This is a genomic window from Pseudomonas alcaligenes (genome assembly GCF_014490745.1).
Lineage (GTDB): Bacteria > Pseudomonadota > Gammaproteobacteria > Pseudomonadales > Pseudomonadaceae > Aquipseudomonas > Aquipseudomonas alcaligenes_C.
In genome coordinates, this window is record NZ_LZEU01000001.1 from 4,785,171 (window position 1) to 4,808,339 (window position 23,169).

Here is a 23,169-nt window from a genome sequence, read left to right on the forward strand (position 1 = left end):
AGAGAGCATGGAGTCTGCCGGCATTATAGGGCCGCCATCCCCGGTGCGACACGCCAGATTGGGCCGTCCGACGCACTGCGCTACAATCCGCCGCTTCAATCGTCCACTCCAGGAGAGTCACCCCATGGTGCACAGCATGACCGCCTTCGCCCGCGTCGAAGGAGCCGGCGCCCACGGCACCCTGAGCTGGGAGCTGCGCTCGGTCAATCACCGCTACCTGGAGCCGCACCTGCGCCTGCCGGACGCCTTCCGCGACCTCGAAGGCGCGGTGCGCGAAGCCCTGCGCCAGGGCCTGTCGCGCGGCAAGGTGGAGTGCACCCTGCGCTTCGCCGAGGAAAACGCCGGCAAGAGCCTGCAGGTCGACAGCCAGCGCGCCCGCCAGCTGATCGCCGCCGCCGAGGAAGTGGCCGCCCTGATCCAGCAGCCGGCGCCGCTCAATCCCCTGGAGGTACTGGCCTGGCCCGGCGTGCTGGTGGCCGACGCCGCCGACCCGCAGGCGCTCAACGCCGCCGCCCTGGCCCTGTTCGAGCAGGCCCTGAGTGAACTGAAGAACGGCCGCAGCCGCGAAGGCGCCGAACTGGCCAAGCTGCTCAATGAGCGCCTGGACGGCATCAGCGCGGAAGTCGCCGCCCTGCGCGAACTGGTGCCGCAGATGCTCGCCGGCCAGCGCCAGAAGATCGAAACGCGCTTCGCCGAGATGCAGGCCGAGCTCGACCCGCAACGCCTGGAGCAGGAGCTGGTGCTGCTGGCGCAGAAGAGCGACGTGGCCGAAGAACTCGACCGCCTGAACACCCACGTCGGCGAAGTACGCCGTGTGCTCAAGGCCGGCGGCGCCGCCGGGCGGCGCCTGGACTTCCTCATGCAGGAACTCAACCGCGAGGCCAACACCCTCGGCTCCAAGGCCTTCGACCCGCGCAGCACCCAGGCGGCGGTCAATCTCAAAGTGCTGATCGAGCAGATGCGCGAGCAGGTACAGAACATCGAATAAGCCGCTGCTAGGCTTCGAACAACGTTTCCAGGATGCATTCATGACCGTTACCACCGGCACCCTCTACATCGTTTCCGCGCCCTCCGGCGCCGGCAAGACCAGCCTGGTCAAGGCCCTGCTCGATAGCGAGACGCAGATCCGCGTCTCCGTCTCGCACACCACCCGAGCCATGCGCCCGGGCGAGGCCGACGGGGTCAACTACCACTTCGTCAGCCGCGAGCAGTTCACCAGCATGCTCGAGCACAACGACTTTCTCGAGCACGCCCAGGTCTTCGACAACCTCTACGGCACCTCGCAGAAGTGGGTCGAGCAGACCCTCGCCGACGGTTACGACCTGATCCTTGAGATCGACTGGCAGGGCGCCCAGCAGGTACGCCGGCTGATGCCCAAGGCCAAGTCGATCTTCATCCTGCCGCCGACCCAGGAGGCCCTGCGCCATCGCCTGACCAACCGCGGCCAGGACAGCGGCGAGATCATCGAGCGGCGCATGCGCGACGCGGTCAGCGAGATGAGCCACTATGTGGAGTACGACTACCTGGTGATCAACGACGATTTCGCCCACGCGCTGAGCGACCTCAAGGCGATCTTCCGGGCCAACCAGCTACTGCAGGAGCCTCAGCAACAGCGCCATGCCGGCCTGCTCGGCGAACTGCTGGTCTGATCGGGGCTTCCCTAAACGCTGGTGATTTTTTAGACTATTCAGTCCGCTCGCCCATCCGGGCCCTGCTTTTCTGCTATTTGCCACGAGGTACACCATGGCCCGCGTTACCGTTGAAGACTGCCTGGACAACGTCGATAACCGCTTCGAGCTGGTCATGCTGGCCACCAAGCGTTCCCGCCAACTGGCCACCGGCGGCAAAGAGCCCAAGGTAGCCTGGGAAAACGACAAGCCGACCGTGGTTGCCCTGCGTGAAATCGCTGCCGGCCTGGTCGACTACGACGTGATTGCCCAGGACGACCTGGTCGAAGAAGAACCGCTGTTCGCTGGTTTCGAGGACGAGGCCAACGAGCCTCTGTAAGCCCATGCCTGGTCGAAGTCACGCGGCACCGGGTCAACAGCCAGCACGGCAGGGGGTAATCCCGTGCCGAGCATAGACACCCTCGCCGACCGACTTTCGACCTACCTGGCCGCGGATCAGGTCAACCTGGTTCGCCGCGCCTACTTCTACGCCGAGCAGGCCCACGACGGCCAGCGCCGCCGCAGCGGCGAAGCCTACGTCACCCACCCGCTCGCCGTCGCCAACATCCTCGCCGACATGCACATGGATCATCAGAGCCTGATGGCCGCCATGCTGCACGACGTGATCGAGGACACCGGCATCGCCAAGGAAGCCCTGCACGCGCAGTTCGGCGAGACCGTGGCCGAGCTGGTCGACGGGGTCAGCAAGCTGACCCAGATGGATTTCCAGTCCAAGGCCGAGGCCCAGGCCGAGAACTTCCAGAAGATGGCCATGGCCATGGCCCGCGATATCCGCGTGATTCTGGTCAAGCTGGCCGACCGCCTGCACAACATGCGCACCCTGGAAGTGCTGTCCGGCGAGAAGCGCCGGCGCATCGCCAAGGAAACCCTGGAAATCTACGCGCCCATCGCCAACCGCCTGGGCATGCACAGCATGCGCGTGGAGTTCGAGGATCTCGGCTTCAAGGCCATGCACCCGATGCGTTCCGAGCGCATCCGCACCGCGGTCAAACGCGCGCGCGGCAACCGCAAGGAAATCGTCAACAAGATCGAGGAATCGATCACCGCCTGCCTGCAGCGCGAAGGCATGGAAGGCGCCGTGATCGGCCGCGAGAAGCACCTCTACAGCATCTACCAGAAGATGCGTGGCAAGCGCCGGGCGTTCAACGAGATCATGGACGTCTACGCCTTCCGCATCATCGTCGACAAGGTCGACACCTGCTACCGCGTGCTCGGCGCCGTGCACAACCTGTACAAACCCCTGCCCGGGCGCTTCAAGGACTACATCGCGATCCCCAAGGCCAACGGCTACCAGTCACTGCACACCACCCTGTTCGGCATGCACGGCGTCCCCATCGAGATCCAGATCCGCACCCGCGAGATGGAAGAGCTGGCCAACAACGGCATCGCCGCCCACTGGCTGTACAAGTCCAGCGAGGACGAGGCGCCCAAGGGCAGCCACGCCCGCGCGCGGCAATGGGTCAAGGGCATCCTCGAGCTGCAGCAACGCGCCGGCAACTCGCTGGAATTCATCGAGAGCGTGAAGATCGACCTGTTCCCCGACGAGGTCTACGTGTTCACGCCCAAGGGCCGCATCATGGAGCTGCCGAAAGGCTCCACCGCGGTCGACTTCGCCTATGCGGTGCACACCGACGTCGGCAACAGCTGCATCGCCTGCCGCATCAACCGCCGCCTGGCACCGCTGTCGCAGGCCCTGGAAAGCGGCTCGACGGTGGAAATCGTCACCGCCCCGGGCGCCCGCCCGAACCCGGCCTGGCTCAACTTCGTGGTCACCGGCAAGGCGCGCACGCACATCCGCCACGCGCTCAAGCTGCAGCGCCGCTCGGAGTCGATCAACCTCGGCGAGCGCCTGCTGAACAAGGTGCTCACCGGCTTCGACAGCCACCTGGAGAAACTCTCCGCCGAGCGCATCCGCGCCGTGCTCGACGAGTACCGCCTGGAAGTCATCGAGGATCTGCTGGAAGACATCGGCCTGGGCAACCGCATGGCCTACGTGGTGGCGCGCCGCCTGCTGGCCAGCGAAGGCGAGGAACTGCCGAGCGCCCAGGGCCCGCTGGCCATCCGCGGCACCGAAGGCCTGGTGCTGAGCTACGCCAAGTGCTGCACGCCGATCCCCGGCGACCCGATCGTCGGCCACCTGTCCGCCGGCAAGGGCATGGTCGTGCACCTGGACAGCTGCCGTAACATCAGCGAAATCCGCCACAACCCGGAAAAATGCATCCAGCTCAACTGGGCCAAGGATGTCACCGGCGAATTCAACGTCGAACTGCGCGTCGAGCTGGAGCACCAGCGCGGCCTGATCGCCCTGCTGGCCAGCAGCGTCAACGCCGCCGACGGTAACATCGAGAAGATCAGCATGGACGAACGCGATGGCCGCATCAGCGTGGTCCAGCTGGTGGTCAGCGTACACGACCGCGTGCACCTGGCCCGCGTGATCAAGAAACTGCGCGCCCTCGCCGGGGTGATCCGCATCACCCGCATGCGCGCCTGAAACCTTTGCGTCGCGGCCGCCCGGCCGCAGCCACCGATCAATAACAAGGAGCTCACCATGAGCAAGAGCGTCATCAGCAGCGACAAAGCCCCCGCCGCCATCGGCACCTACTCCCAGGCGATCAAGGCCGGCAACACCGTGTACCTGTCCGGGCAGATCCCCCTGGATCCCAAGACCATGGAACTGGTGCAGGGCTTCGAAGAGCAGACCGTGCAGGTGTTCGAGAACCTCAAGGCCGTGATCGAAGCAGCCGGCGGCACCTTCCAGGACGTGGTCAAGCTGAACATCTTCCTCACCGACCTCAGCCACTTCGCCAAGGTCAACGAAGTCATGGGCCGCTACTTCCAGCAGCCCTACCCGGCCCGCGCCGCCATTGGCGTAGCCGCTCTGCCGCGCGGCGCGCAGGTGGAAATGGACGGCATCCTGGTACTCGGCTGAGCCCCCGCGAGGAACCCGCCATGCGCCAGCTTGCCTGCCTCGCCCTCCTCGGCGCCCTGCTTAGCGGCTGCGCCGGCCAGCCGGCCAGCCCGGATGGCGTGTGGATCAACCAGCCGATCATCGAGGCCGCCCGCCAGGGCGGTTCGTTGCGCGAGGCGCTGCTGGCCTACGGCCCCAATCTGGAATGGCAGGTCGACAGCCAGCGCGGCCTGGCCACCTACAGCAACGGTTTCGAGCTTGGCGAAGGTCAGCTGGTGGCGCTCGAGCCGGGGCACTGGCGGGTCGACTACCACGGCGACTTCCACGAGCTGCTCAGCCTGAGCGGCGAGCAGTTGCACCAGCAGGCCAGCGACAACGGCCCCGAACAACACTTCAGCCACCCCGCGCAGCCAGCGGCGGCCGATGCCCCGCCCGGCAGCAGCTTCGAGTGGGCGCTGTACGACGCCTACCTGGGCGGCACCTGGAAGATCCGCGAAGGCGTCGGCCAGGGCGGCCTGGTGCTGTTCCACCCGGACGGCAGTCTGGAGGGTTTCCCCGGTGCCGAGCGCTACGCCCTGTGCCTGGCCGGCGACTGCGCGGCCATGAGCGGCGAGCACGACAGCCTGTGGCTGCAGCTCGGCCAGCAGGGCAACACCTGGATCTTCGAGCGCGACGGCGACCAGCTGCTTATCCGCGAAGCGCTCAACCGCGCGCAACCGGACGAAATGCCCGACTTCCAGCCCGGCCGGCAGGTGTGGTTGCTGGAGCGCGATTAAGCCCTGTTGACGCCTTCACAGGCTCTAACTCCAGAGCAGGCAGACGCCCAGCACCAGCAACAGCGCCCCGCAGAGCCGATCCAGCCGGCTGACGTGGCGACCTAGCCAGTCCCGCCAGCGCCCCCGGGCGAGCAGACGGATCAGCAGCAGATCCCAGATCAGCACCACCAGGCTCATCCAGGCCACGCACAGGGCCAGCGCCCAGCCCGGCATGGCCGCCTCCCGCAACAGACCGAACAGCCCGGCGTAGAAGATCGGCAGCTTGGGATTCAGGCTGCTGGCCAGTAGTCCCTGGCGCATTCCCGCCTGCCATTCCCCCGCCGTCGCCAATCCGCTCGCCTCGGGCAGTGCTAGCTGACGCCGCGCCAGCAACGCCGAAACACCCAGCCAGATGAAGTAACCGCCACCAAGCCATTGCAGCCCCTGCCAGACCCAGCCCTGCTGGCCGGCCAGTGCCTGCAGCGCGACCAGCACCAGCAACATGCTCAGCAGATTGGCCAGGGCGATACCGGCAGCGCAGCCATCGGCCTGGGCCCGCCCCTTGAGCAGGGCGTTGCGCAGCAACAGGAAGAAATCCGGCCCGGGCGACAGCAGGGCGGCGAAATGGGTACTGGCAACCAGCAGGAACAGGGCGAGCATCGAGACACCTCCAGCGAACTGGCCGGCAGTCTCGGCGTCAGGCGGGCGCTGCGTCTTGGAAGAAACTCAGGCGGGCAGGCCGCGCTGGAAACGCCCCGGGGTCACGCCGGTGAAACGGCGAAAGGTGCTGGAGAAATGCGCCTGGTCGTAGAAGCCCAGACCCAGCGCCACCTCAACCAATGGTTCGCCGCCCAGCAAGCGGCGCTTGGCCTCGCGTACCCGGCGCTGCAGCAGGTAGGTGTGCGGCGGCACCCCGTAGCAGCGACGGAAGGCCTCGATCAGGTGGCGCGGATGGCGCTGCAGCAGCACGCCGAGCTGCTCCAGGCTGAGCGCCTCGGCATAGTGCGCCTCCAGGTAGTCGCGCAGGCGTGCGGTCACCCCGCCATCGCGCGGCGCAGTGGCCAGGGCACGCATACCACCATGGCGCACGAATACCAGTTCGAGCAGGGCCAGCAGCTCGCTCTCCAATGCCAGGTAATCGTGCCGCTCGAACTCACCGGCCAGGCGCGCCAGAGCCGCCGCCACGGCTCCATCGTCGCGCGGATTGAGCTCGGCGAAACCGCGCGGCAGACGCTTGCGCCCGAGTAGCGCGGGCAGCCGCTCTTCCTCGATATAGAGCATGCGGTAGACCAGGCGCGCCGACTCGGCGTGGCCGGTGTGCGGCTCCTGCGGATTCATCAGCGACAGATGCCCGGCCGGGATGGCGTGGCGCGCCCCCCGGCACTGGTAGCCACCGACGCCGGAGAGGATCGCGCCAATGGCGAAGGCATCATGGCTGTGACGACCGAAGGGCTGGCCGGAAAAATCCGCATGGAACAGCTCGACGCCCGCCAGCCTGGGGCTGGCCAGCAGGCGATTGGCGTCCATGTTCAGCTGTCCGCCAGGATCGCCGCGTAGCCCTCGCGGTAGCTGGGGTAGTACGGCGCCCAGCCGAGGGCACGGGCGCGGGCGTTGCTGCAGCGCTTGCTGCCGGAACGGCGTACCGCGGACTCCTCGGCCCAGTGGCTGACCCCCAGCTGCTCACGCAACCAGCCGACCACCTCGTGCAAAGCCGCCGGCTCGTCGTCGACGCCGATGTAGCAGTCGTCCAGCGCCACCCCGCGGGCATCGGCCTGCAGCAGAAAAGCCAGCAGCGCCGCGGCATCGTCGGCATGGATGCGGTTGCCGTACAGCGGCGGCTCGCTGACCACGCGGTAGCCCTGGCGCACCTGCTTGAGCAGCCATTCGCGGCCCGGGCCGTAGATCCCGGTCAGGCGCACCACGGTCGCCGGCAGGCCGCTGGCCCAGGCCAGGCGCTCGGCCTCGCGCATGATGCGTCCGGAGTAGCCCTCGGCCTCGGCCGGCGACGTCTCGTCCACCCAGCCGCCATCGGCCTGGGCATACACGCTGCTGCTGGAGACGAACAGCAGCCGGCGCGGACGCTGGCCATGCTGCTGCAGCCAGGCCAGCACATGGCGCAGCCCTTCGACATAGGCCAGGCGGTAGCCAGCCTCGTCATGCTGGCTGGCCGCCACGCAGTACACCAGGTAGTCCAGCGGAGCACTCGGCCAGGCGGCCGGGCATTCGGCCTGCTGCAGGTCGCCGGCCACTGGCTGCACCCCGGCCGGCAGCGCCGCCGTGTTGCGGCGCAGGCCGTATAGCGTCCAGCCGTGCGCCTGCAAACGCTCGGCCAGACGACCACCGATATCGCCGCAACCGGCAAGCATGGCAACAGGCATCAGCTCTACTCCGCGATAAAAGGCGCAGGGTAGCGCCCCGCTCCGACCAGGAAAAGCACGCAAGCCAATCTATAATGCCAATGAGAAATACTTTCATTAGCAGACAATACTTGCGATAATCCACGGCATTCCATCAGCCGGCTCTCGCCGCCGTCGTTATTCCTTGTTCTTTTCAGGTCAGGCCCGCATGAACTCCATCGCCTTCCGCGCCCAGTGCGCCGCAGCCCTGCTCAGCAGCCTGCTGCTGACTTCCAGCGTCCATGCCGACGAAGCCACCGCTCCGGCGCCGGCCAGCCAGGCCGCCGCCAGCGATAACGGCGCAGCCCCTGTCGCCCCCTCGGCTATCGACCCAGGCGCCGCGGCGGACGCCGCCCTGGCCGAAGGCGCCGCAGCGCAGCCGGACGAAGCCGAGGAAGTGGTCAGCGACCTGTCGCCCTGGGGCATGTACCAGCACGCCGACATCGTGGTCAAAGGCGTGATGATCGGCCTGCTGCTGGCTTCGGTACTGACCTGGACGATCTGGATCGCCAAGAGCTTCGAGCTGATCGGCGCCCGCCGTCGCCTGAGCCGCGAGCTGCTCGACCTGAAAGCGGCGCGCAACCTCAACCAGGCCGCCGAGCAGGCCCGCGCCAAGCACAGCTTCAGCGCCCTGCTGATCGACGACGCCCGCGAAGAGCTCAAGCTGTCCGCCGCCAGCAAGGAAAAAGACGGCATCAAGGAACGCGTCAGCTTCCGCCTCGAGCGCCTGGTCGCCGCCTGCGGCCGCAACATGAGCCAGGGCACCGGCGTGCTCGCCACCATCGGCTCCACCGCGCCCTTCGTCGGCCTGTTCGGCACCGTGTGGGGCATCATGAACAGCTTCATCGGCATCGCCAAATCGCAGACCACCAACCTCGCCGTGGTCGCCCCGGGCATCGCCGAAGCCCTGCTGGCCACTGCCCTGGGCCTGGTCGCGGCAATCCCGGCCGTGGTCATCTACAACGTCTTCGCCCGCTCCATCGCCGGCTACAAGGCCCAGGTCGCCGATGCCTCGGCCCAGGTGCTGCTGCTGGTCAGCCGCGACCTCGACCTGCCGCCCGCCAGCACTGGCGAGCGCAGCGCCCAGCCGCACATGGTCAAGGCGGTCTGAGGCATGGGTCTGCACCTCAACGAAGGCGGTGACGATCTCCAGGAAAACCACGAGATCAACGTCACCCCGTTCATCGACGTGATGCTGGTGCTGCTGATCATCTTCATGGTCGCCGCGCCGCTGGCCACGGTGGACGTCAAGATCGACCTGCCGGCCTCCAGCGCCAAGCCGGCGCCGCGCCCGGACAAGCCGATCTACCTGAGCATCAAGGAAGACACCAGCCTGTTCCTCAACGACCAGCCGGTCGATGCCGCCCAGCTCGGCGAGGCGCTGGACAAGCTGACCGCCGCCGACAAGGAAAAGACCATCTTCGTCCGTGGCGACAAGAGCGTCGACTACGCCGACCTGATGGGCGTGATGGACAACCTGCGCGGCGCCGGCTACCTGAAGATCGGCCTGGTCGGCCTGGAAACGGTCGGTACCCCATGACCGCTTCCGCCCGCCTGCCATCCTGGGGCGTCAGCCTGCTGGTGGTCGTCGGCCTGCACGCCGCCGTGCTGTTCTGGGCGCTGTTCTGGCACCCGGTGGCCACCCCGGTGGAGCTGACCCCGGCGGCCATGCTGATCGAGCTGGAACCGCTGGCCCCGCCGCCACCGACGCCGCCGCAGGTACAACCGCCGGAGCCACAGCCGCAGCCCAAGCTGATCGAGGTGGCCAAGCCGAAGATCGTCCTGCAGCAGCCCAAGCCCAAGCCGAAACCCAAGCCGCAGCCGCCCAAGCCCGAGGTCAAGCCGCAGCCGCCGGCGCCCGCCGTTGCCCAGCAGGAGAAATCCGCCGCCCCGGTACAGGCCCCGCCGCAGCAACAGCGCGACACCGGCGAGATCGACCGCGAGCGCGCGCTGTGGCTGAACAAGGTGCACCAGTACCTCAGCCGCCACCTGCACTACCCAGAGCGTGAGCGGCGCTTCGCCAAGGTTGGCAGCACCCAGGCCGTACTGCTCAACTTCACCATCGACACCCGCGGGCGCATCGTCGCCAGCGAGATCAAGCAGTCCGGCGCGCGCGACTCGTTCAACCGTGACATCCAGCGCCAGCTACGCAAGGCCAGCCCGGTTCCGGCACCGCCGAGCAAGGTGCTGAGCAGCGGCACCATGCCCATCAACTACCCGATCAACTTCACCATCACCCGCTGAGTGGCGCGCGCCAACCGGGGCTGCAGTTTTCCGGCAGCCTCGGTTGGTTCCATTGAATGCAACCGCTATGCTTGGGCGCACTTCAATGGAATTTGCCTATGACCCTCACCGAACTGCGCTACATCGTCACCCTCGCCCAGGAGCAGCATTTCGGCCGGGCCGCCGAGCGCTGCCATGTCAGCCAGCCGACCCTGTCGGTGGGGGTCAAGAAGCTCGAGGATGAGCTCGGTGTGCTGATCTTCGAGCGCAGCAAGAGTGCGGTACGCCTGACCCCGGTCGGCGAGGGCATCGTCACCCAGGCGCAGAAGGTGCTGGAGCAGGCCCAGGGCATCCGCGAGCTGGCCCAGGCCGGCAAGAACCAGCTCACCGCGCCGCTGAAGATCGGCGCCATCTACACCGTCGGCCCCTACCTGTTCCCCCACCTGATTCCGCAGCTGCACCGGGTCGCCCCGCAGATGCCGCTGTACATCGAGGAAAACTTCACCCACGTGCTGCGCGACAAGCTGCGCACCGGCGAGCTGGACGCGATCATCATTGCCCTGCCGTTCCAGGAAGCCGACGTGCTGACCAAGCCGCTGTACGACGAGCCGTTCTACGTGCTGATGCCGGCCAACCACCCCTGGACGGCCAAGGAACACATCGACCCGGCCCTGCTCAACGACAAGAGCCTGCTCCTGCTCGGCGAGGGTCACTGCTTCCGCGACCAGGTGCTGGAAGCCTGCCCGGCCACGCGCAAGAGCGAGGAAAACAAGCACACCACGGTGGAATCCAGCTCGCTGGAGACCATCCGCCACATGGTCGCCTCCGGTCTCGGCGTGTCGATCCTGCCGTTCACCGCGGTGGACAGCCACCACTACGCCCCCGGTGTCATTGCCATCCGCCCGCTGACCCCGCCGGCGCCCTACCGCACGGTGGCCATCGCCTGGCGCGCCAGCTTCCCGCGGCCGAAAGCCATCGAGGTGCTGGCCGACTCGATCCGCCTGTGCTCGGTGGCTGCCCGCCCGCAGGATGAAGCCCTGCCGGCATGACCGAACTGGCCCAGGTGCCAGTGACCGCGCTCAAGGGAGTCGGCGCGGCACTGGCGGAAAAGCTCGCCAAGGTCGGCCTGGAAACCCTGCAGGACGTGCTGTTCCACCTGCCCCTGCGTTACCAGGATCGCACCCGCGTGGTACCGATCGGCGCCCTGCGCCCCGGCCAGGACGCGGTGATCGAAGGGGTGGTGGCCGGTGCCGATATCGTCATGGGCAAGCGCCGCAGCCTGCTGGTACGCCTGCAGGACGGCAGCGGCACCCTCAGCCTGCGCTTCTACCACTTCAGCCAGGCCCAGCGTGACGGTCTCAAGCGCGGCACCCAGGTGCGCTGCTACGGTGAGGCGCGCCCCGGCGCCTCCGGCCTGGAGATCTACCACCCGGAATACCGCACCCTCGGCGCCGACGAAGTGGCGCCGGTGGAGCAGACCCTGACGCCGATCTACCCGACCACCGAAGGCCTCACCCAGCAGCGCCTGCGCAGCCTCAGCCAGCTGGCCCTGGCCCGCCTCGGCCCGCACAGCCTGCCGGACTGGCTGCCGGAAGAACTGGCCCGCGATTACCGCCTCGGCGCGCTGGACGAAGCGATCCGCTACCTGCACCGGCCACCGCCGGATGCCGACCTGGAAGAACTGGCCGAAGGCCGCCACTGGGCCCAGCATCGCCTGGCCTTCGAGGAACTGCTGACCCACCAGCTGTCGCTGCAGCGCCTGCGCGAGCAGGTTCGTGCCCAGCAGGCACCGCGCCTGCCGCTGGCCAAGCGCCTGCCGCAGCTGTTCCTGCACAACCTCGGCTTCCAGCCCACCGGCGCGCAGCAGCGGGTCGGCGCCGAGATCGCCTACGACCTCAGCCAGGACGAGCCGATGCTGCGTCTGGTGCAGGGTGACGTCGGCGCCGGCAAGACCGTGGTCGCCGCCCTGGCCGCCCTGCAGGCACTGGAAGCCGGCTACCAGGTGGCGCTGATGGCGCCCACCGAGATCCTCGCCGAGCAGCACTTCCTCAACTTCACTCGCTGGCTGGCGCCGCTCGGCATCGAAGTTGCCTGGCTGGCCGGCAAGCTCAAGGGCAAGGCGCGCGCCGCTGCCCTGGAGCAGATCGCCGGCGGCTGCCCGATGGTGGTCGGCACCCATGCGCTGTTCCAGGACGAAGTGCAATTCCAGCGCCTGGCCCTGGCGATCATCGACGAGCAGCACCGCTTCGGCGTGCAGCAGCGCCTGGCCCTACGGCAGAAAGGCATCAACGGCCGCCTCTGCCCGCACCAGTTGATCATGACCGCCACGCCCATCCCGCGCACCCTGGCGATGAGCGCCTACGCCGACCTCGACACCTCGATCCTCGACGAACTGCCGCCCGGGCGCACCCCGGTGAACACCCTGGTGATCGCCGACAGCCGCCGCCTCGAAGTGGTCGAGCGGGTGCGCGCCGCCTGCCGCGAAGGGCGCCAGGCCTACTGGGTGTGCACCCTGATCGAGGAATCCGAGGAGCTCACTTGCCAGGCTGCCGAGACCAGCTTCGAGGAGCTTTCCGCAGCGCTGGGCGAGCTGCGTGTGGGCCTGATTCACGGGCGCATGAAGCCGGCCGAGAAGGCCGCGGTGATGGACGAGTTCAAGCGCGGCGAGCTGCAGCTGCTGGTCGCCACCACCGTGATCGAGGTCGGTGTCGACGTACCCAACGCCAGCCTGATGATCATCGAGAACCCCGAGCGCCTGGGCCTGGCCCAGCTGCACCAGCTGCGCGGTCGGGTCGGCCGCGGCAGCGCCGCCAGCCACTGCGTGCTGCTCTACCACGCGCCGCTGTCGCAGCTGGGCCGCGAGCGCCTGGCGATCATGCGCGAGACCTGCGACGGCTTTGTCATCGCGGAAAAGGATCTGGAACTGCGCGGCCCCGGCGAAATGCTCGGCACCCGCCAGACCGGTCTGCTGCAGTTCAAGGTCGCCGACCTGATGCGCGACGCCGACCTGCTGCCGGCCGTGCGCGACGCCGCCCAGGCCCTGCTGGAACACTGGCCGCAGCACGTCAGCCCGCTGCTCGAACGCTGGTTGCGCCATGGCCAGCAATATGGCCAAGTGTGAGCCAGCACACAGCGCTCCGCTGGTCACCTGTCCGGCGGTCGCGCCGACTGGGCGGAGCGCTGGTTATACTCCTCGCAGTCGTTTCCTAGCCGGATGCCGTCCATGACTGAAGTCGCCCTCGCCCCCGATTCTGCGCCGCGTCCGCCGGCGGTGATCCTGCAACTGCTGGAAAAGCTCGGCGTGGCCTGCCATATCCGCCACGACCATCCGGCCCTGCCCGCCGCCCGCCGCGTCCAGGTCGCCCTGCTCGACGATGCCGTCGGTGCCCTGCTGGTGCTGTTTCCGCAGAGCCTGCTGCTGGATCTCAACCGTCTGGCCGAGCTGACCGGGCGCAAGCTCGCCGCGGTCAAGCCGGAGCGCATGGAGCGCATGCTCGGCAAGCACAACCTCAGCGTGCTGCCAGGCCTGCCGCCGCTGACCAGCTCGCCCTGCCTGTATGACGAACGCATGCTGCAGGAACCCAGCCTGCTGGTGGAGTCCGGGCAACCCGGCGTGCTGCTGGAAATCGCCAGCGACGCGTTCAAGACCATCCTGCTGAGCAAGGCCAGTGCCGCGCGCTTCGGCGAGCCGGTGCTGGCGATCAAGCCCAACCTCGATCGCCCCGACGACGACCGTGCGGAAATCACCCAGGCGGTGCAGGCCTTCACCGCCCGCCGGATCCAGCAGCGCCTGGAAGAGACCATCGAGATTCCGCCGCTGCCGGAAACCGCGCAGAAGATCATCAAGCTGCGTGTCGACCCGGACGCCACCGTCGATGACATCACCGGTGTGGTCGAGACCGACCCGGCGCTGGCCGCCCAGGTGGTCAGCTGGGCCGCCTCGCCCTACTACGCCGCCCCCGGCAAAATCCGCTCGGTGGAAGACGCCATCGTCCGCGTGCTGGGCTTCGACCTGGTGATCAACCTGGCCCTCGGCCTGGCCCTGGGCAAGACCCTGAGCCTGCCCAAGGATCACCCGCAACAGACCACCCCCTACTGGCAGCAGGCGATCTACAGCGCCGCCGTGATCGAGGGCCTGACCCGCGCCATGCCGCGTGCGCAGCGCCCGGAAGCCGGCCTGACCTACCTCGCCGGGCTGCTGCACAACTTTGGCTATCTGGTGCTGGCGCATGTGTTCCCGCCGCACTTCTCGCTGATCTGCCGGCATCTGGAGGTCAACCCGCACCTGCCGCCGAGCTATATCGAACAGCACCTGCTGGGCATCAGCCGCGAGCAGATCGGCGCCTGGCTGATGCGTTTCTGGGACATGCCGGAAGAGCTGGCCAGCGCCCTGCGCTTCCAGCACGACCCGGACTACGACGGCCCGCACAGCGCCTACTCGAACCTGGTGTGCCTGGCGGTCAGCCTGCTGCGCAACCGCGGCATCGGCAGCGGCCCGCAGGGCGAGATTCCGGACAGCCTGTTCGAACGCCTGGGCATCAGCCGCGACAAGGCCGACGATGCGCTGAACAAGGTGTTGCAGGCGGAAGTGGCGCTGCGCGAACTGGCCTCGCAGTTCAACCACCCGCACTGAGAACCTGTCTCGGATCTCTTGATCGTCGGCCATGCAGCGTTACAACGCAGTAACAGCCGCAGGCTGGTCAATCGAGCTCGGAAAGCCGCTTGCGGCTAACGCGCTTTAGCGTGACCCGAAGGGCGAGTGAAACGAGTACTGCTCATTTACACCTCGTAAACTCCGCGTCCTCGCCCGATTTCGCCTTGCCTGGCTCTAGCTCAAAAGACCCGAAACAGCTTCTGAGAAAAACCGCCCGAGCAACTCGGGCGGGCTTGCCGGCCTACTGGGCCTGCAGCGCTTCGCGGACGAAGTCCAGACGATCCTGACCGAAGAACAGCTCGTTGCCGACGAACATGCTCGGCGCGCCGAACACTCCGCGGCGTACCGCTTCCTCGGTAGTGGCCTTGAGTACGTCCTTCACTTCCTGCTCAGCCGTCAGCGCCAGCAACGCCTGCGGCTCGAAGCCAGCCTCGGCCAGCACCTTGCCCAGCACCGCCAGATCCCCCAGGTTCTGCCCGTCCACCCAGAGGGCACGGAAAATGGTGGTGATGAAGGCCTCGAAACGCTCCGGCATGCGCAGCTGCACGGCCACCGCGCCACGCATCAGGCCCAGGGTGTTGATCGGGAAGTGCGGGTTGAACTGCATCGGCACCCCGTAGCGACGGGCGAAGCGCTGCAGATCCTGGATCATGAAGCGGCCCTTGCTGGGGATGGTGATAGGCGAGGCATTGCCGGTGGCCTGGAACACGCCACCGAGCAGCATCGGCTTGTAGATCAGCGCGGCCCCCTGCTCGGCGCACAGCGCCGGTAGCTGAGTCCAGGCCAGGTAGGTGGCCGGGCTGCCGAAGTCGAAGTAGAACTCGACGGATTTGCTCATAAGGGTTTCTCGCTTTTTGTTGTTTGGGACACTCAGACGCTGCACGACTGAGCGAGCGGCGGGTCAGGCAAGGCGGCCGGCTGGGGAAAAAGCGCAGTTGGCTGTAGCCAATGAGCATTTTTCACCAGCCGGCCAACGCCGCATCACCCCCGCGCAGCCAGTCGTTACCACTTTTCCATCCAGGGGCGCAGATCCAGCTCAAATGTCCAGGCATCACGCGGCTGGGCATGCAGGAACCAGTAACTGTCGGCGATATGCTCGGGGTTGAGGATGCCGTCCTGCTCCTTGCGCGCATACATGTCCGGGAAGGTATCGCGGATAAAGGCGGTGTCGATGGCGCCATCCACCACCACGTGGCCGACATGGATGTTCCGCGGCCCCAGCTCGCGCGCCATGCTCTGCGCCAGGGCGCGGATGCCGTGCTTGGCGCCGGCGAAGGCGGCGAAGTGCGAGGCGCCGCGCAGGCCGGCGGTGGCGCCGGTGAACAGGATGGTGCCGCGTCCGCGGGTGACCATGCGCCGCGCCACCGCCTGAGCGGTGAGGAAGCCGGCGAAGCAGGCCATCTCCCAGATCTTGAAGTACTTGCGCGCGGTCTCCTCGAGGATGCTGCACGGCACGTTGGCGCCGATATTGAAGACGAACGCCTCGATCGGCCCGATGCTGCTCTCGATCTGCTCGACCAGGGCCGCCACCTCCTCTTCCTTGCGCGCGTCGGAGGCGAAACCGTAGGCCTCGCCACCCGCGGCGCGGATCTCGTCGACCAGCGGCTGCAGCTTGTCGGCGCTGCGCCGGGTCACACAGGCGATGTAACCCTCGCGGGCGAAACGCTTGGCGATGGCGCCACCGGTGGCATCGCCGGCGCCGATCACCAGCACCACTTTCTTGTCGTTGCTTTGCGTGCTCATGCTGCTTGCCTCTCTTTACTAAACGGTCGTTAGCTAAACGAACGTTATGCTACGCTCTGCTCATCGTCAAGCGCTGCCATTGCGGAGACCCTATGCGCTACTCGAGCAACCACAAGGCCGAAACCCGCGAACGCCTGCTGCAGAGCAGCGGCGCCATCGCCAAGCATGGCGGTTTCGCCAGCACCGGAGTGGACGGCCTGATGAAGGCCATCGGCCTCAGCGGCGGCGCCTTCTACAGCCACTTCCCGTCCAAGGATGCGCTGTTCGCCGCCATCGTCGAGCGCGAGCTGAGCCACAGCCTGCAACTGCTCGGCGACAACGCGGAGAACAGCCGCGCCAAGCTGCAGCACTGCCTGGACATCTACCTGAGCATGGCCCATGTGCAGCAGCCGGACAGCGGCTGCGCGATTCCCAGCCTGGGCGCCGAGATCGCCCGCGCCGACCTCGCCGTGCGCGAGCAGGCCGAACACTGGCTGGTGCGCCTGCAGCAGGCCTGGAGCGGCGTACTGGGCAGCGCCGACCTGGCCTGGGCGATCCTCGCCCAGTGCGTGGGCGCCCTAGTGGTGGCGCGCATGCTGGCCACGCCGCAGCGCCAGGAAGAAGTACTGGGCGCCAGCAAGGCGCTGCTGGCGGAGTCTCTCGCACGCTGCGATGAAACGCCGAAAGTAGCGAAATAGAGCCTTCCCTATCGCCAACCCTAGCGCCCGCGGGCTAACCTGACGAAGTGCCAGGCCCTTCGTCGGGCCGGCCTGGCCAGACGTCCGGCAATCCGTAGACTGTGCGCCGCCATTTACCCAGCGCCACTATTTCGCCATCACCCAGAGGTTTCCATGTCCGCCCCGGCTGCCGCACCCCAAGTCCTCATAGCCGAGGCCAACCCCTGGATTGCCGATCTGCTGGCCCAGTTGGTGCTCGATGCCCGCAGCGACGCACAGGTGCTCAAGGTCGACGACGGCAGCGCCGCCCTGGCGCGCTGCCGCCGCCAGCTGCCGGATCTGGTGATCGCCGACGGCGAACTGGGCGGGCTCGACGGCATCGAGCTGCTGCGCCAGCTGCGCCGCCATCCGCGCACCCCGGCTCTGCCCTATATCCTGATCAGCAACCGCGTCGACGCCAGCAGTGTGCGTGCGGCATTGCCGCTGGCCCCCACCGCCTACCTGGCCAAGCCGTTCAATGCCGAACACCTGCGCCAACGCCTGCAGACCCTGCTGGGCAACGCCACGGCAGCGCCGGCGTGCCCGCCGCCCCTGCTGGTCGACAGCCTCGAGCATTATCTCGACAGCGTGCGCGAGGAAGGCCAGGGCGCACCGCTGCTGGCCGATGTGCGCAGCGCCGTGAGCCGTAGTCTGCAGGCCAGCGAAACCGACCTGGGCGAGCTGGCCAGCGAGTTCGCCCGCGACCCGCAGATCACCGCGCGCCTGATCGCCGTGGCCAACAGCGCCGGCGAACAGCGCAGCGGCGCCTGCCAGACCCTGTCCCAGGCCCTGCAGCGTCTGGGCGTGGCGCGCAGCCTGAACCTGGTGCTGGGCCTGGCCATCCAGCGCAATGCTCTGCTGCAGGATCCGCGCTTGGCCGAGCTGGCCAGCCACACCGGCGAGCAGGCCCAGCGCAGCGCCGAGCTGGCTCACTGGCTGGCCGCCCAGCTGCGCCTGGACAACGAGCTGTGCTACACCGCCGGCCTGTTGCATAACATCGGCGAGCTGGCCCTGCTACGCAGCCTGCAGGACTGGCAGAACGCCGGTGGTGAGCTGAGCAACGAACAGATCGACAGCACCCTGCGCCGCCGCGCCGCCGGTTTCGGCTCGGCCCTGCGCATCCGCTGGCGCCTGCCGTTCGGCCTGCGCGAACTGATCGCCGCCTACTACGCCTTGGGCAGCGGGGTGTTCTCCCGCGAGGCGCTGGTGCTCAACCTGTGCGCCGAGCTGCTCGCCCTGCCAGCCAATCAAGCCCCGCAGAGCCTGCAGGACTGCCGCAGCGCGCGCCTGCTGCGCCTGCCGCCGAACCTCCTTGAACACCTGCCAGCGCGCCTGCTGCAGCCGGCCTGATCAGTCGAGCATGCCGGCGGCCTGGCGCAACAGCTGCAGGTCTAGGATCTCGATCTCGCCATAGGTCAGGCGCAGGGCGCCACGCGCCTGCAACTCCTTGAGGATCTGGTTGGTGGTCTGCCGCGACAGCGCCAGCATCAGCGCCAGCTGCTCCTGGGCCAGGTGCAGGCTGCGCCGCTCGCCGGTCTCGCCGTAGCCTTCGGCCATCAGCAGCAGGCGCCGGGCCAGGCGCGGCGCGGCCGGCAGCAGGCTCATGTCCTCCAGGGCGATAAACGCCAGGCGCAGCTTCTGGCTCATCAGCAAGGCAAACTCGCGCCAGTAGCGCGGCTCGCGCTCGAGCAGGGCCAGCAGGCTGGTCTGGGGAATCTGCAGCAGCCGGGTGGCGCCCTCGGCATAGGCGTCATGGGTGCGCGGCTGGCCGTCGAACAGGGAAATCTCGCCAAACCAGTACGGCGCCTCGACCAGGGTCAGCAGCGCCTCCTTGCCGTCACGGCTCACCGCGCCCACGCGAATCGCCCCCTCCAGCACCGCATACAGGCCGCAGGGCGGATCGCCGCGGCAGAACAGGCGCTGGCCGGGTTCCAGCTGGCGCTGGCAAGCGCTTTCCAGCAGGGCGTCCTGCAGTGCCGGCGGCAGGTTGCTGAACCAGTGGCCGGTCAGCAGCAGCGCACGCGGGGTCTCGGGGTCGGTCATCGGATCTCCGGGGTTTGTCGCCTAGCTGACAGAGCCTGGCGGATAACTGCAGCCATTATCGACCACATCACCAGAGCCATGAGGAGTAGGCCCGTGAAAACCCTCGTCGATCAACTCAGCCAGTATGCGGAGTACCACCGCGACCGGCGCAATATCTTCAGCCACTTCATCGGTATCCCGCTGATCGTGGTGGCCGTCGCCGTGCTGCTGTCGCGCCCGGGCCTGGAAGTCGCCGGCCTGTGGCTGTCGCCGGCCTTGCTCACCGCGCTGGCTGCCGGGATCTACTACCTGCGCCTGGATCTGCGCTTCGGCCTGCTGATGGCCGCGCTGCTGGCCCTGAGCCTGTGGGCTGGCGCACTGCTGGCGGTCGAGAGCACCCTGGTCTGGTTGAGCAGCGGGCTGGGCCTGTTCGTGGTCGGCTGGATCATCCAGTTCATCGGCCACTACTACGAGGGGCGCAAGCCGGCCTTCGTCGACGACCTGATGGGCCTGGTGATCGGCCCGCTGTTCGTGGTCGCCGAACTGGCCTTCCTCCTTGGCCTGCGCGACGAAGTGCGCGAAGCCGTGGAAAAACGCGCCGGCCCCACCTGTATCCGCGAGAAAAAGGCCCTGGCCTGACCGTTCAGGCAGATTTCGGCTGCGTACACGCAGCCGAAATCCCCCTTGCCCCTCGGCAATCCCGCGGCGCAGAGCGCTGCGCCCCTTCAGTAGTACGTTTCCCGCACTACTACATAACTCCCGTTTATAGCCGCCCATTGCCCTGCGGCTGAGCAAAAACCTCCCGTTCACGCGCCATGGGCGCCCGCCAAACCTCAGCGCAATCGACGAATGGTCATTCAGCAAAGCTATGACTGGCGCGGCCCCGAGCGCCTTTTTCACGGGTCTGGCCCAGCAAATCCGGCGCTTTGCGGCGAAAAACAAAAATCATCGGTCTTGTTGTGACTTGTAGTTATTAATCAGTCTGACTCCAGAACTTCTTGATGGGCTCGTCGTTCGCCTGCAAAATGCCGCGCCCCGCCACTTTTCGTGCGGGATTGTGCTGATCCGCCCTCGCCAGTGCGCCATCCGTAGTGCGCTGGTTCATTAAAAAGATCACGCAGGAGAATTGAAGTGCACATCGGTGTTCCTCTCGAGACCCATGCCGGCGAGACGCGGGTTGCCGCTACTCCCGAAACCATCAAGAAGCTGATCGGCCAAGGCCATCAGGTGACCGTCCAGGCCGGTGCCGGCGTCAGCGCCAGCATCCCGGACAGCGCCTATGTCGCCGTCGGTGCAGCGATTGGCAACGAGGCCGCCGCCTTCGGCGCCGACCTGGTGCTGAAAGTGGTCGCCCCGACCGACGCCGAACTGGCCCACATGAAATCCGGCGCCGTGCTGGTTGGCATGCTCAACCCGTTCAGCAACGAGACCATCGCGCGCATGAACGCTCGCGGCATCACTGCCTTCGCCCTGGAGGCCGCCCCGCGCACCTCCCGCGCGCAGAGCCTGGACGTGCTGTCGTCGCAAGCCAACATCGCCGGCTACAAGGCCGTGATGCTCGCCGCCAACCACTATCCGCGCTTCATGCCCATGCTGATGACCGCTGCCGGTACCGTGAAGGCCGCACGCGTGCTGATCCTCGGTGCTGGCGTTGCCGGCCTGCAGGCCATCGCCACGGCCAAGCGCCTGGGTGCGGTGATCGAGGCCTCGGACGTGCGTCCGGCGGTGAAGGAACAGATCGAGTCGCTCGGCGCCAAGTTCGTCGACGTACCGTTCGAGACCGATGAAGAGCGCGAGTGCGCCCAGGGCGTTGGCGGCTATGCCCGTCCGATGCCGGCCTCGTGGATGGAGCGTCAGGCCAAGGCCGTGCACGAGAAGGCCAAGCAGGCCGATATCGTCATCACCACCGCACTGATCCCGGGCCGCAAGGCGCCGACCCTGCTGCACGAGGCCACCGTTGCCGAGATGAAGCCGGGCTCCGTGGTCATCGACCTGGCTGCAGCGCAAGGCGGCAACTGCCCGCTGACCGAAGCCGACCAGGTGGTAGTCAAGCATGGCGTGACCATCGTCGGCCACAGCAACCTGGCGGCCCTGGTGCCGGCAGACGCTTCGGCCCTGTATGCGCGCAACCTGCTGGACTTCCTCAAGCTGGTGATCGACGCCGAAGGCAAGTTCCACCTCAACCTCGAAGACGACATCGTCGCCGCGTGCCTGATGTGCCGCGACGGTGAAGTCGTGCGCAAGAACGGATAAGGAGCCAGACAATGGAAGACATGCTGATCTCCCACGGCATCTACAACCTGATCATCTTCGTGCTGGCCATCTACGTTGGCTACCACGTGGTGTGGAACGTGACTCCGGCCCTGCACACCCCGCTGATGGCGGTGACCAACGCGATTTCCGCGATCGTCATCGTCGGCGCCATGCTGGCCGCCGCCCTGACCGTGACCCCGCTGGGCAAGTTCATGGGCACCGCGGCCGTGGCCCTGGCCGCGGTCAACGTGTTCGGTGGCTTCCTGGTCACCCGGCGCATGCTGGAAATGTTCAAGAAAAAGGCGCCTAAAGCGCAGGCGGAGAAACACTGATGAGCATGAACCTGATCACTGTTCTCTACCTGGTTGCCTCGATCTGCTTCATCCAGGCACTCAAGGGTCTGTCGCACCCGACCTCGTCGCGCCAGGGCAACGCCTTCGGCATGATCGGCATGGCCATCGCCGTGGTCACCACCGTGTTCCTGGTGTTCAAGCTGGGCGCGGAAATGGCCGAAGGCGGCGCTGCCAAGGGCCTGGGCTTCGTCCTGGTCGGCCTGCTGCTGGGCGGTACCGCTGGCTCGATCATGGCCAAGCGCGTGGAAATGACCAAGATGCCGGAGCTAGTGGCCTTCATGCACAGCATGATCGGTCTGGCCGCGGTCTTTATCGCCATCGCGGCGGTCGTTGAGCCGCAATCGCTGGGTATCGTCGCCAACCTGGGTGACGCCATCCCTGCCGGTAACCGCCTGGAACTGTTCCTCGGCGCAGCCATCGGTGCCATCACCTTCTCCGGTTCGGTGATCGCCTTCGGCAAGCTGTCGGGCAAGTACAAGTTCCGCCTGTTCCAGGGCGCACCTGTGCAGTTCAAGGGCCAGCACCTGTTCAACCTGCTGGTCGGCCTGACCATCGTCGGCCTGGGCCTGGTGTTCGTCTTCACCGGCAACCTGCAAGCCTTCGCCATCATGCTGGCCCTGGCCTTCGTCATCGGCGTGCTGATCATCATCCCGATCGGCGGTGCCGACATGCCGGTCGTGGTGTCGATGCTCAACAGCTACTCGGGCTGGGCGGCGGCCGGTATCGGCTTCTCGCTGAACAACTCGATGCTGATCATCGCAGGCTCCCTGGTGGGCTCGTCCGGCGCCATCCTCTCGTACATCATGTGCAAGGCGATGAACCGCTCGTTCTTCAACGTGATCCTCGGTGGCTTCGGTGGTGCGGCTGAAGAAGCCGGCCCGGCTGGCGCCAAAGAGGCCCGCCCGGTGAAGTCCGGCTCGTCCGACGACGCCGCCTTCCTGCTGACCAACGCCGACACCGTGATCATCGTTCCGGGCTACGGCCTGGCAGTGGCCCGTGCCCAGCACGCGCTGATGGAGCTGGCCGAGAAGCTGACCCATCGCGGCGTCACCGTGAAGTACGCGATCCACCCGGTTGCCGGTCGTATGCCTGGCCACATGAACGTCCTGCTGGCCGAGGCCGAAGTGCCTTACGAGCAGGTGTTCGAGATGGAAGACATCAACTCCGAGTTCGGCCAGGCCGACGTGGTACTGGTGCTAGGCGCCAACGACGTGGTCAACCCGGCCGCGAAGAACGATCCGAAGTCGCCGATCGCCGGCATGCCGATCCTCGAGGCCTACAAAGCCAAGACCGTGATCGTCAACAAGCGCTCGATGGCCAGCGGCTACGCCGGCCTGGACAACGAACTGTTCTACCTGGACAAAACCATGATGGTCTTCGGCGACGCCAAGAAAGTCATCGAAGATATGGTCAAGGCCGTCGACTAAGACGCCTTGCTCCAGTCACAAAAAACCCGGCCTTGAGCCGGGTTTTTTGTAA

At 67.0% G+C, this 23,169-nt stretch carries 24 protein-coding genes; 18 read left to right on the forward strand and 6 right to left on the reverse strand.

Annotation, left to right across the window (positions count from 1 at the left end):
* The first annotated feature begins 124 nt into the window (after positions 1-124).
* The 6 genes from A9179_RS21990 (at position 125) to A9179_RS22015 (ending at position 5,372) form a co-directional block, all read left to right on the forward strand.
* A complete protein-coding gene (locus A9179_RS21990; protein WP_187808311.1) occupies positions 125-988 on the forward strand; it encodes a YicC/YloC family endoribonuclease in 864 nt (287 codons plus the stop codon).
* A 40-nt stretch (positions 989-1,028) separates the two neighbouring features.
* On the forward strand, positions 1,029-1,649 hold the full coding sequence (gene gmk, locus A9179_RS21995) for a guanylate kinase (protein ID WP_187808312.1): 621 nt from the start codon (positions 1,029-1,031) through the stop codon (positions 1,647-1,649).
* Positions 1,650-1,743: 94 nt separating this feature from the next.
* Positions 1,744-2,007, forward strand: coding sequence for a DNA-directed RNA polymerase subunit omega (gene rpoZ / locus A9179_RS22000; protein ID WP_187808313.1), 264 nt, complete (start codon positions 1,744-1,746; stop codon positions 2,005-2,007).
* 63 nt (positions 2,008-2,070) lie between these two features.
* On the forward strand, positions 2,071-4,179 hold the full coding sequence (gene spoT, locus A9179_RS22005; RefSeq protein ID WP_187808314.1) for a bifunctional GTP diphosphokinase/guanosine-3',5'-bis pyrophosphate 3'-pyrophosphohydrolase: 2,109 nt from the start codon (positions 2,071-2,073) through the stop codon (positions 4,177-4,179).
* 57 nt (positions 4,180-4,236) lie between these two features.
* Positions 4,237-4,617 carry a RidA family protein gene (locus A9179_RS22010; RefSeq protein ID WP_187808315.1) on the forward strand — a complete coding sequence of 127 codons (381 nt, stop codon included), beginning with the start codon at positions 4,237-4,239 and terminating at the stop codon, positions 4,615-4,617.
* Positions 4,618-4,637: 20 nt separating this feature from the next.
* Entirely contained in the window at positions 4,638-5,372 is a 735-nt protein-coding gene (locus A9179_RS22015) for a hypothetical protein (RefSeq protein WP_187808316.1), read from the forward strand.
* Positions 5,373-5,396: 24 nt separating this feature from the next.
* On the opposite strand, the gene A9179_RS22020 is transcribed toward A9179_RS22015, so the two are convergent.
* From A9179_RS22020 to A9179_RS22030, 3 genes are all read right to left on the reverse strand, one after another.
* Entirely contained in the window at positions 5,397-6,011 is a 615-nt protein-coding gene (locus A9179_RS22020) for a LysE family translocator (protein ID WP_187808317.1), read from the reverse strand.
* A gap of 66 nt (positions 6,012-6,077) precedes the next feature.
* The gene (locus A9179_RS22025) at positions 6,078-6,878 is read right to left on the reverse strand and encodes an AraC family transcriptional regulator (protein ID WP_187808318.1); all 801 of its coding nucleotides are present in this window, start codon (positions 6,876-6,878) and stop codon (positions 6,078-6,080) included.
* 2 nt (positions 6,879-6,880) lie between these two features.
* Positions 6,881-7,729: an NAD-dependent epimerase/dehydratase family protein gene (locus A9179_RS22030; RefSeq protein ID WP_187808319.1), complete on the reverse strand. Its 849-nt coding sequence runs from the start codon at positions 7,727-7,729 to the stop codon at positions 6,881-6,883.
* A gap of 187 nt (positions 7,730-7,916) precedes the next feature.
* Between A9179_RS22030 and exbB the strand changes: the two genes are divergently transcribed.
* The 6 genes from exbB (at position 7,917) to A9179_RS22060 (ending at position 14,603) form a co-directional block, all read left to right on the forward strand.
* Positions 7,917-8,858, forward strand: a complete 942-nt coding sequence (gene exbB, locus A9179_RS22035) for a tonB-system energizer ExbB (RefSeq protein ID WP_187808320.1) — start codon at positions 7,917-7,919, stop codon at positions 8,856-8,858.
* Positions 8,859-8,861: 3 nt separating this feature from the next.
* Entirely contained in the window at positions 8,862-9,287 is a 426-nt protein-coding gene (gene exbD / locus A9179_RS22040) for a TonB system transport protein ExbD (RefSeq protein ID WP_187808321.1), read from the forward strand.
* Positions 9,284-9,991, forward strand: a complete 708-nt coding sequence (locus A9179_RS22045; RefSeq protein WP_187808322.1) for an energy transducer TonB family protein — start codon at positions 9,284-9,286, stop codon at positions 9,989-9,991. Before exbD ends, A9179_RS22045 begins: the two co-directional genes overlap by 4 nt.
* 98 nt (positions 9,992-10,089) lie before the next feature.
* Positions 10,090-11,019, forward strand: coding sequence for a hydrogen peroxide-inducible genes activator (locus tag A9179_RS22050; protein WP_187808323.1), 930 nt, complete (start codon positions 10,090-10,092; stop codon positions 11,017-11,019).
* Complete coding sequence (recG, locus tag A9179_RS22055; protein WP_187808324.1) at positions 11,016-13,091, forward strand: ATP-dependent DNA helicase RecG; 2,076 nt, start codon at positions 11,016-11,018, stop codon at positions 13,089-13,091. Before A9179_RS22050 ends, recG begins: the two co-directional genes overlap by 4 nt.
* A gap of 102 nt (positions 13,092-13,193) precedes the next feature.
* A complete protein-coding gene (locus A9179_RS22060) occupies positions 13,194-14,603 on the forward strand; it encodes an aminoacyl-tRNA deacylase and HDOD domain-containing protein (RefSeq protein WP_187808325.1) in 1,410 nt (469 codons plus the stop codon).
* Positions 14,604-14,865: 262 nt separating this feature from the next.
* On the opposite strand, the gene A9179_RS22065 is transcribed toward A9179_RS22060, so the two are convergent.
* On the reverse strand, positions 14,866-15,462 hold the full coding sequence (locus tag A9179_RS22065) for a 2-hydroxychromene-2-carboxylate isomerase (protein WP_187808326.1): 597 nt from the start codon (positions 15,460-15,462) through the stop codon (positions 14,866-14,868).
* Positions 15,463-15,626: 164 nt separating this feature from the next.
* Entirely contained in the window at positions 15,627-16,367 is a 741-nt protein-coding gene (locus A9179_RS22070) for an SDR family oxidoreductase (RefSeq protein WP_187808327.1), read from the reverse strand.
* A 92-nt stretch (positions 16,368-16,459) separates the two neighbouring features.
* Between A9179_RS22070 and A9179_RS22075 the strand changes: the two genes are divergently transcribed.
* A complete protein-coding gene (locus A9179_RS22075) occupies positions 16,460-17,044 on the forward strand; it encodes a TetR/AcrR family transcriptional regulator (protein ID WP_187808328.1) in 585 nt (194 codons plus the stop codon).
* A gap of 153 nt (positions 17,045-17,197) precedes the next feature.
* On the forward strand, positions 17,198-18,412 hold the full coding sequence (locus A9179_RS22080) for an HDOD domain-containing protein (protein WP_187808329.1): 1,215 nt from the start codon (positions 17,198-17,200) through the stop codon (positions 18,410-18,412).
* On the opposite strand, the gene A9179_RS22085 is transcribed toward A9179_RS22080, so the two are convergent.
* A complete protein-coding gene (locus A9179_RS22085) occupies positions 18,413-19,105 on the reverse strand; it encodes a Crp/Fnr family transcriptional regulator (RefSeq protein ID WP_187808330.1) in 693 nt (230 codons plus the stop codon).
* A 93-nt stretch (positions 19,106-19,198) separates the two neighbouring features.
* Between A9179_RS22085 and A9179_RS22090 the strand changes: the two genes are divergently transcribed.
* The 4 genes from A9179_RS22090 to A9179_RS22105 all read left to right on the forward strand — a co-directional run bounded on the left by A9179_RS22090 (position 19,199) and on the right by A9179_RS22105 (position 23,117).
* Positions 19,199-19,723: an Mpo1 family 2-hydroxy fatty acid dioxygenase gene (locus A9179_RS22090; RefSeq protein ID WP_187808331.1), complete on the forward strand. Its 525-nt coding sequence runs from the start codon at positions 19,199-19,201 to the stop codon at positions 19,721-19,723.
* Between the two features lie 492 nt (positions 19,724-20,215).
* Entirely contained in the window at positions 20,216-21,337 is a 1,122-nt protein-coding gene (locus A9179_RS22095) for a Re/Si-specific NAD(P)(+) transhydrogenase subunit alpha (protein WP_187808332.1), read from the forward strand.
* Between the two features lie 11 nt (positions 21,338-21,348).
* A complete protein-coding gene (locus tag A9179_RS22100; protein WP_183087946.1) occupies positions 21,349-21,669 on the forward strand; it encodes an NAD(P) transhydrogenase subunit alpha part 2 in 321 nt (106 codons plus the stop codon).
* Positions 21,669-23,117: an NAD(P)(+) transhydrogenase (Re/Si-specific) subunit beta gene (locus tag A9179_RS22105; protein ID WP_187808333.1), complete on the forward strand. Its 1,449-nt coding sequence runs from the start codon at positions 21,669-21,671 to the stop codon at positions 23,115-23,117. The genes A9179_RS22100 and A9179_RS22105 overlap by 1 nt, the downstream gene beginning before the upstream one ends.
* Positions 23,118-23,169 lie beyond the last annotated feature (52 nt).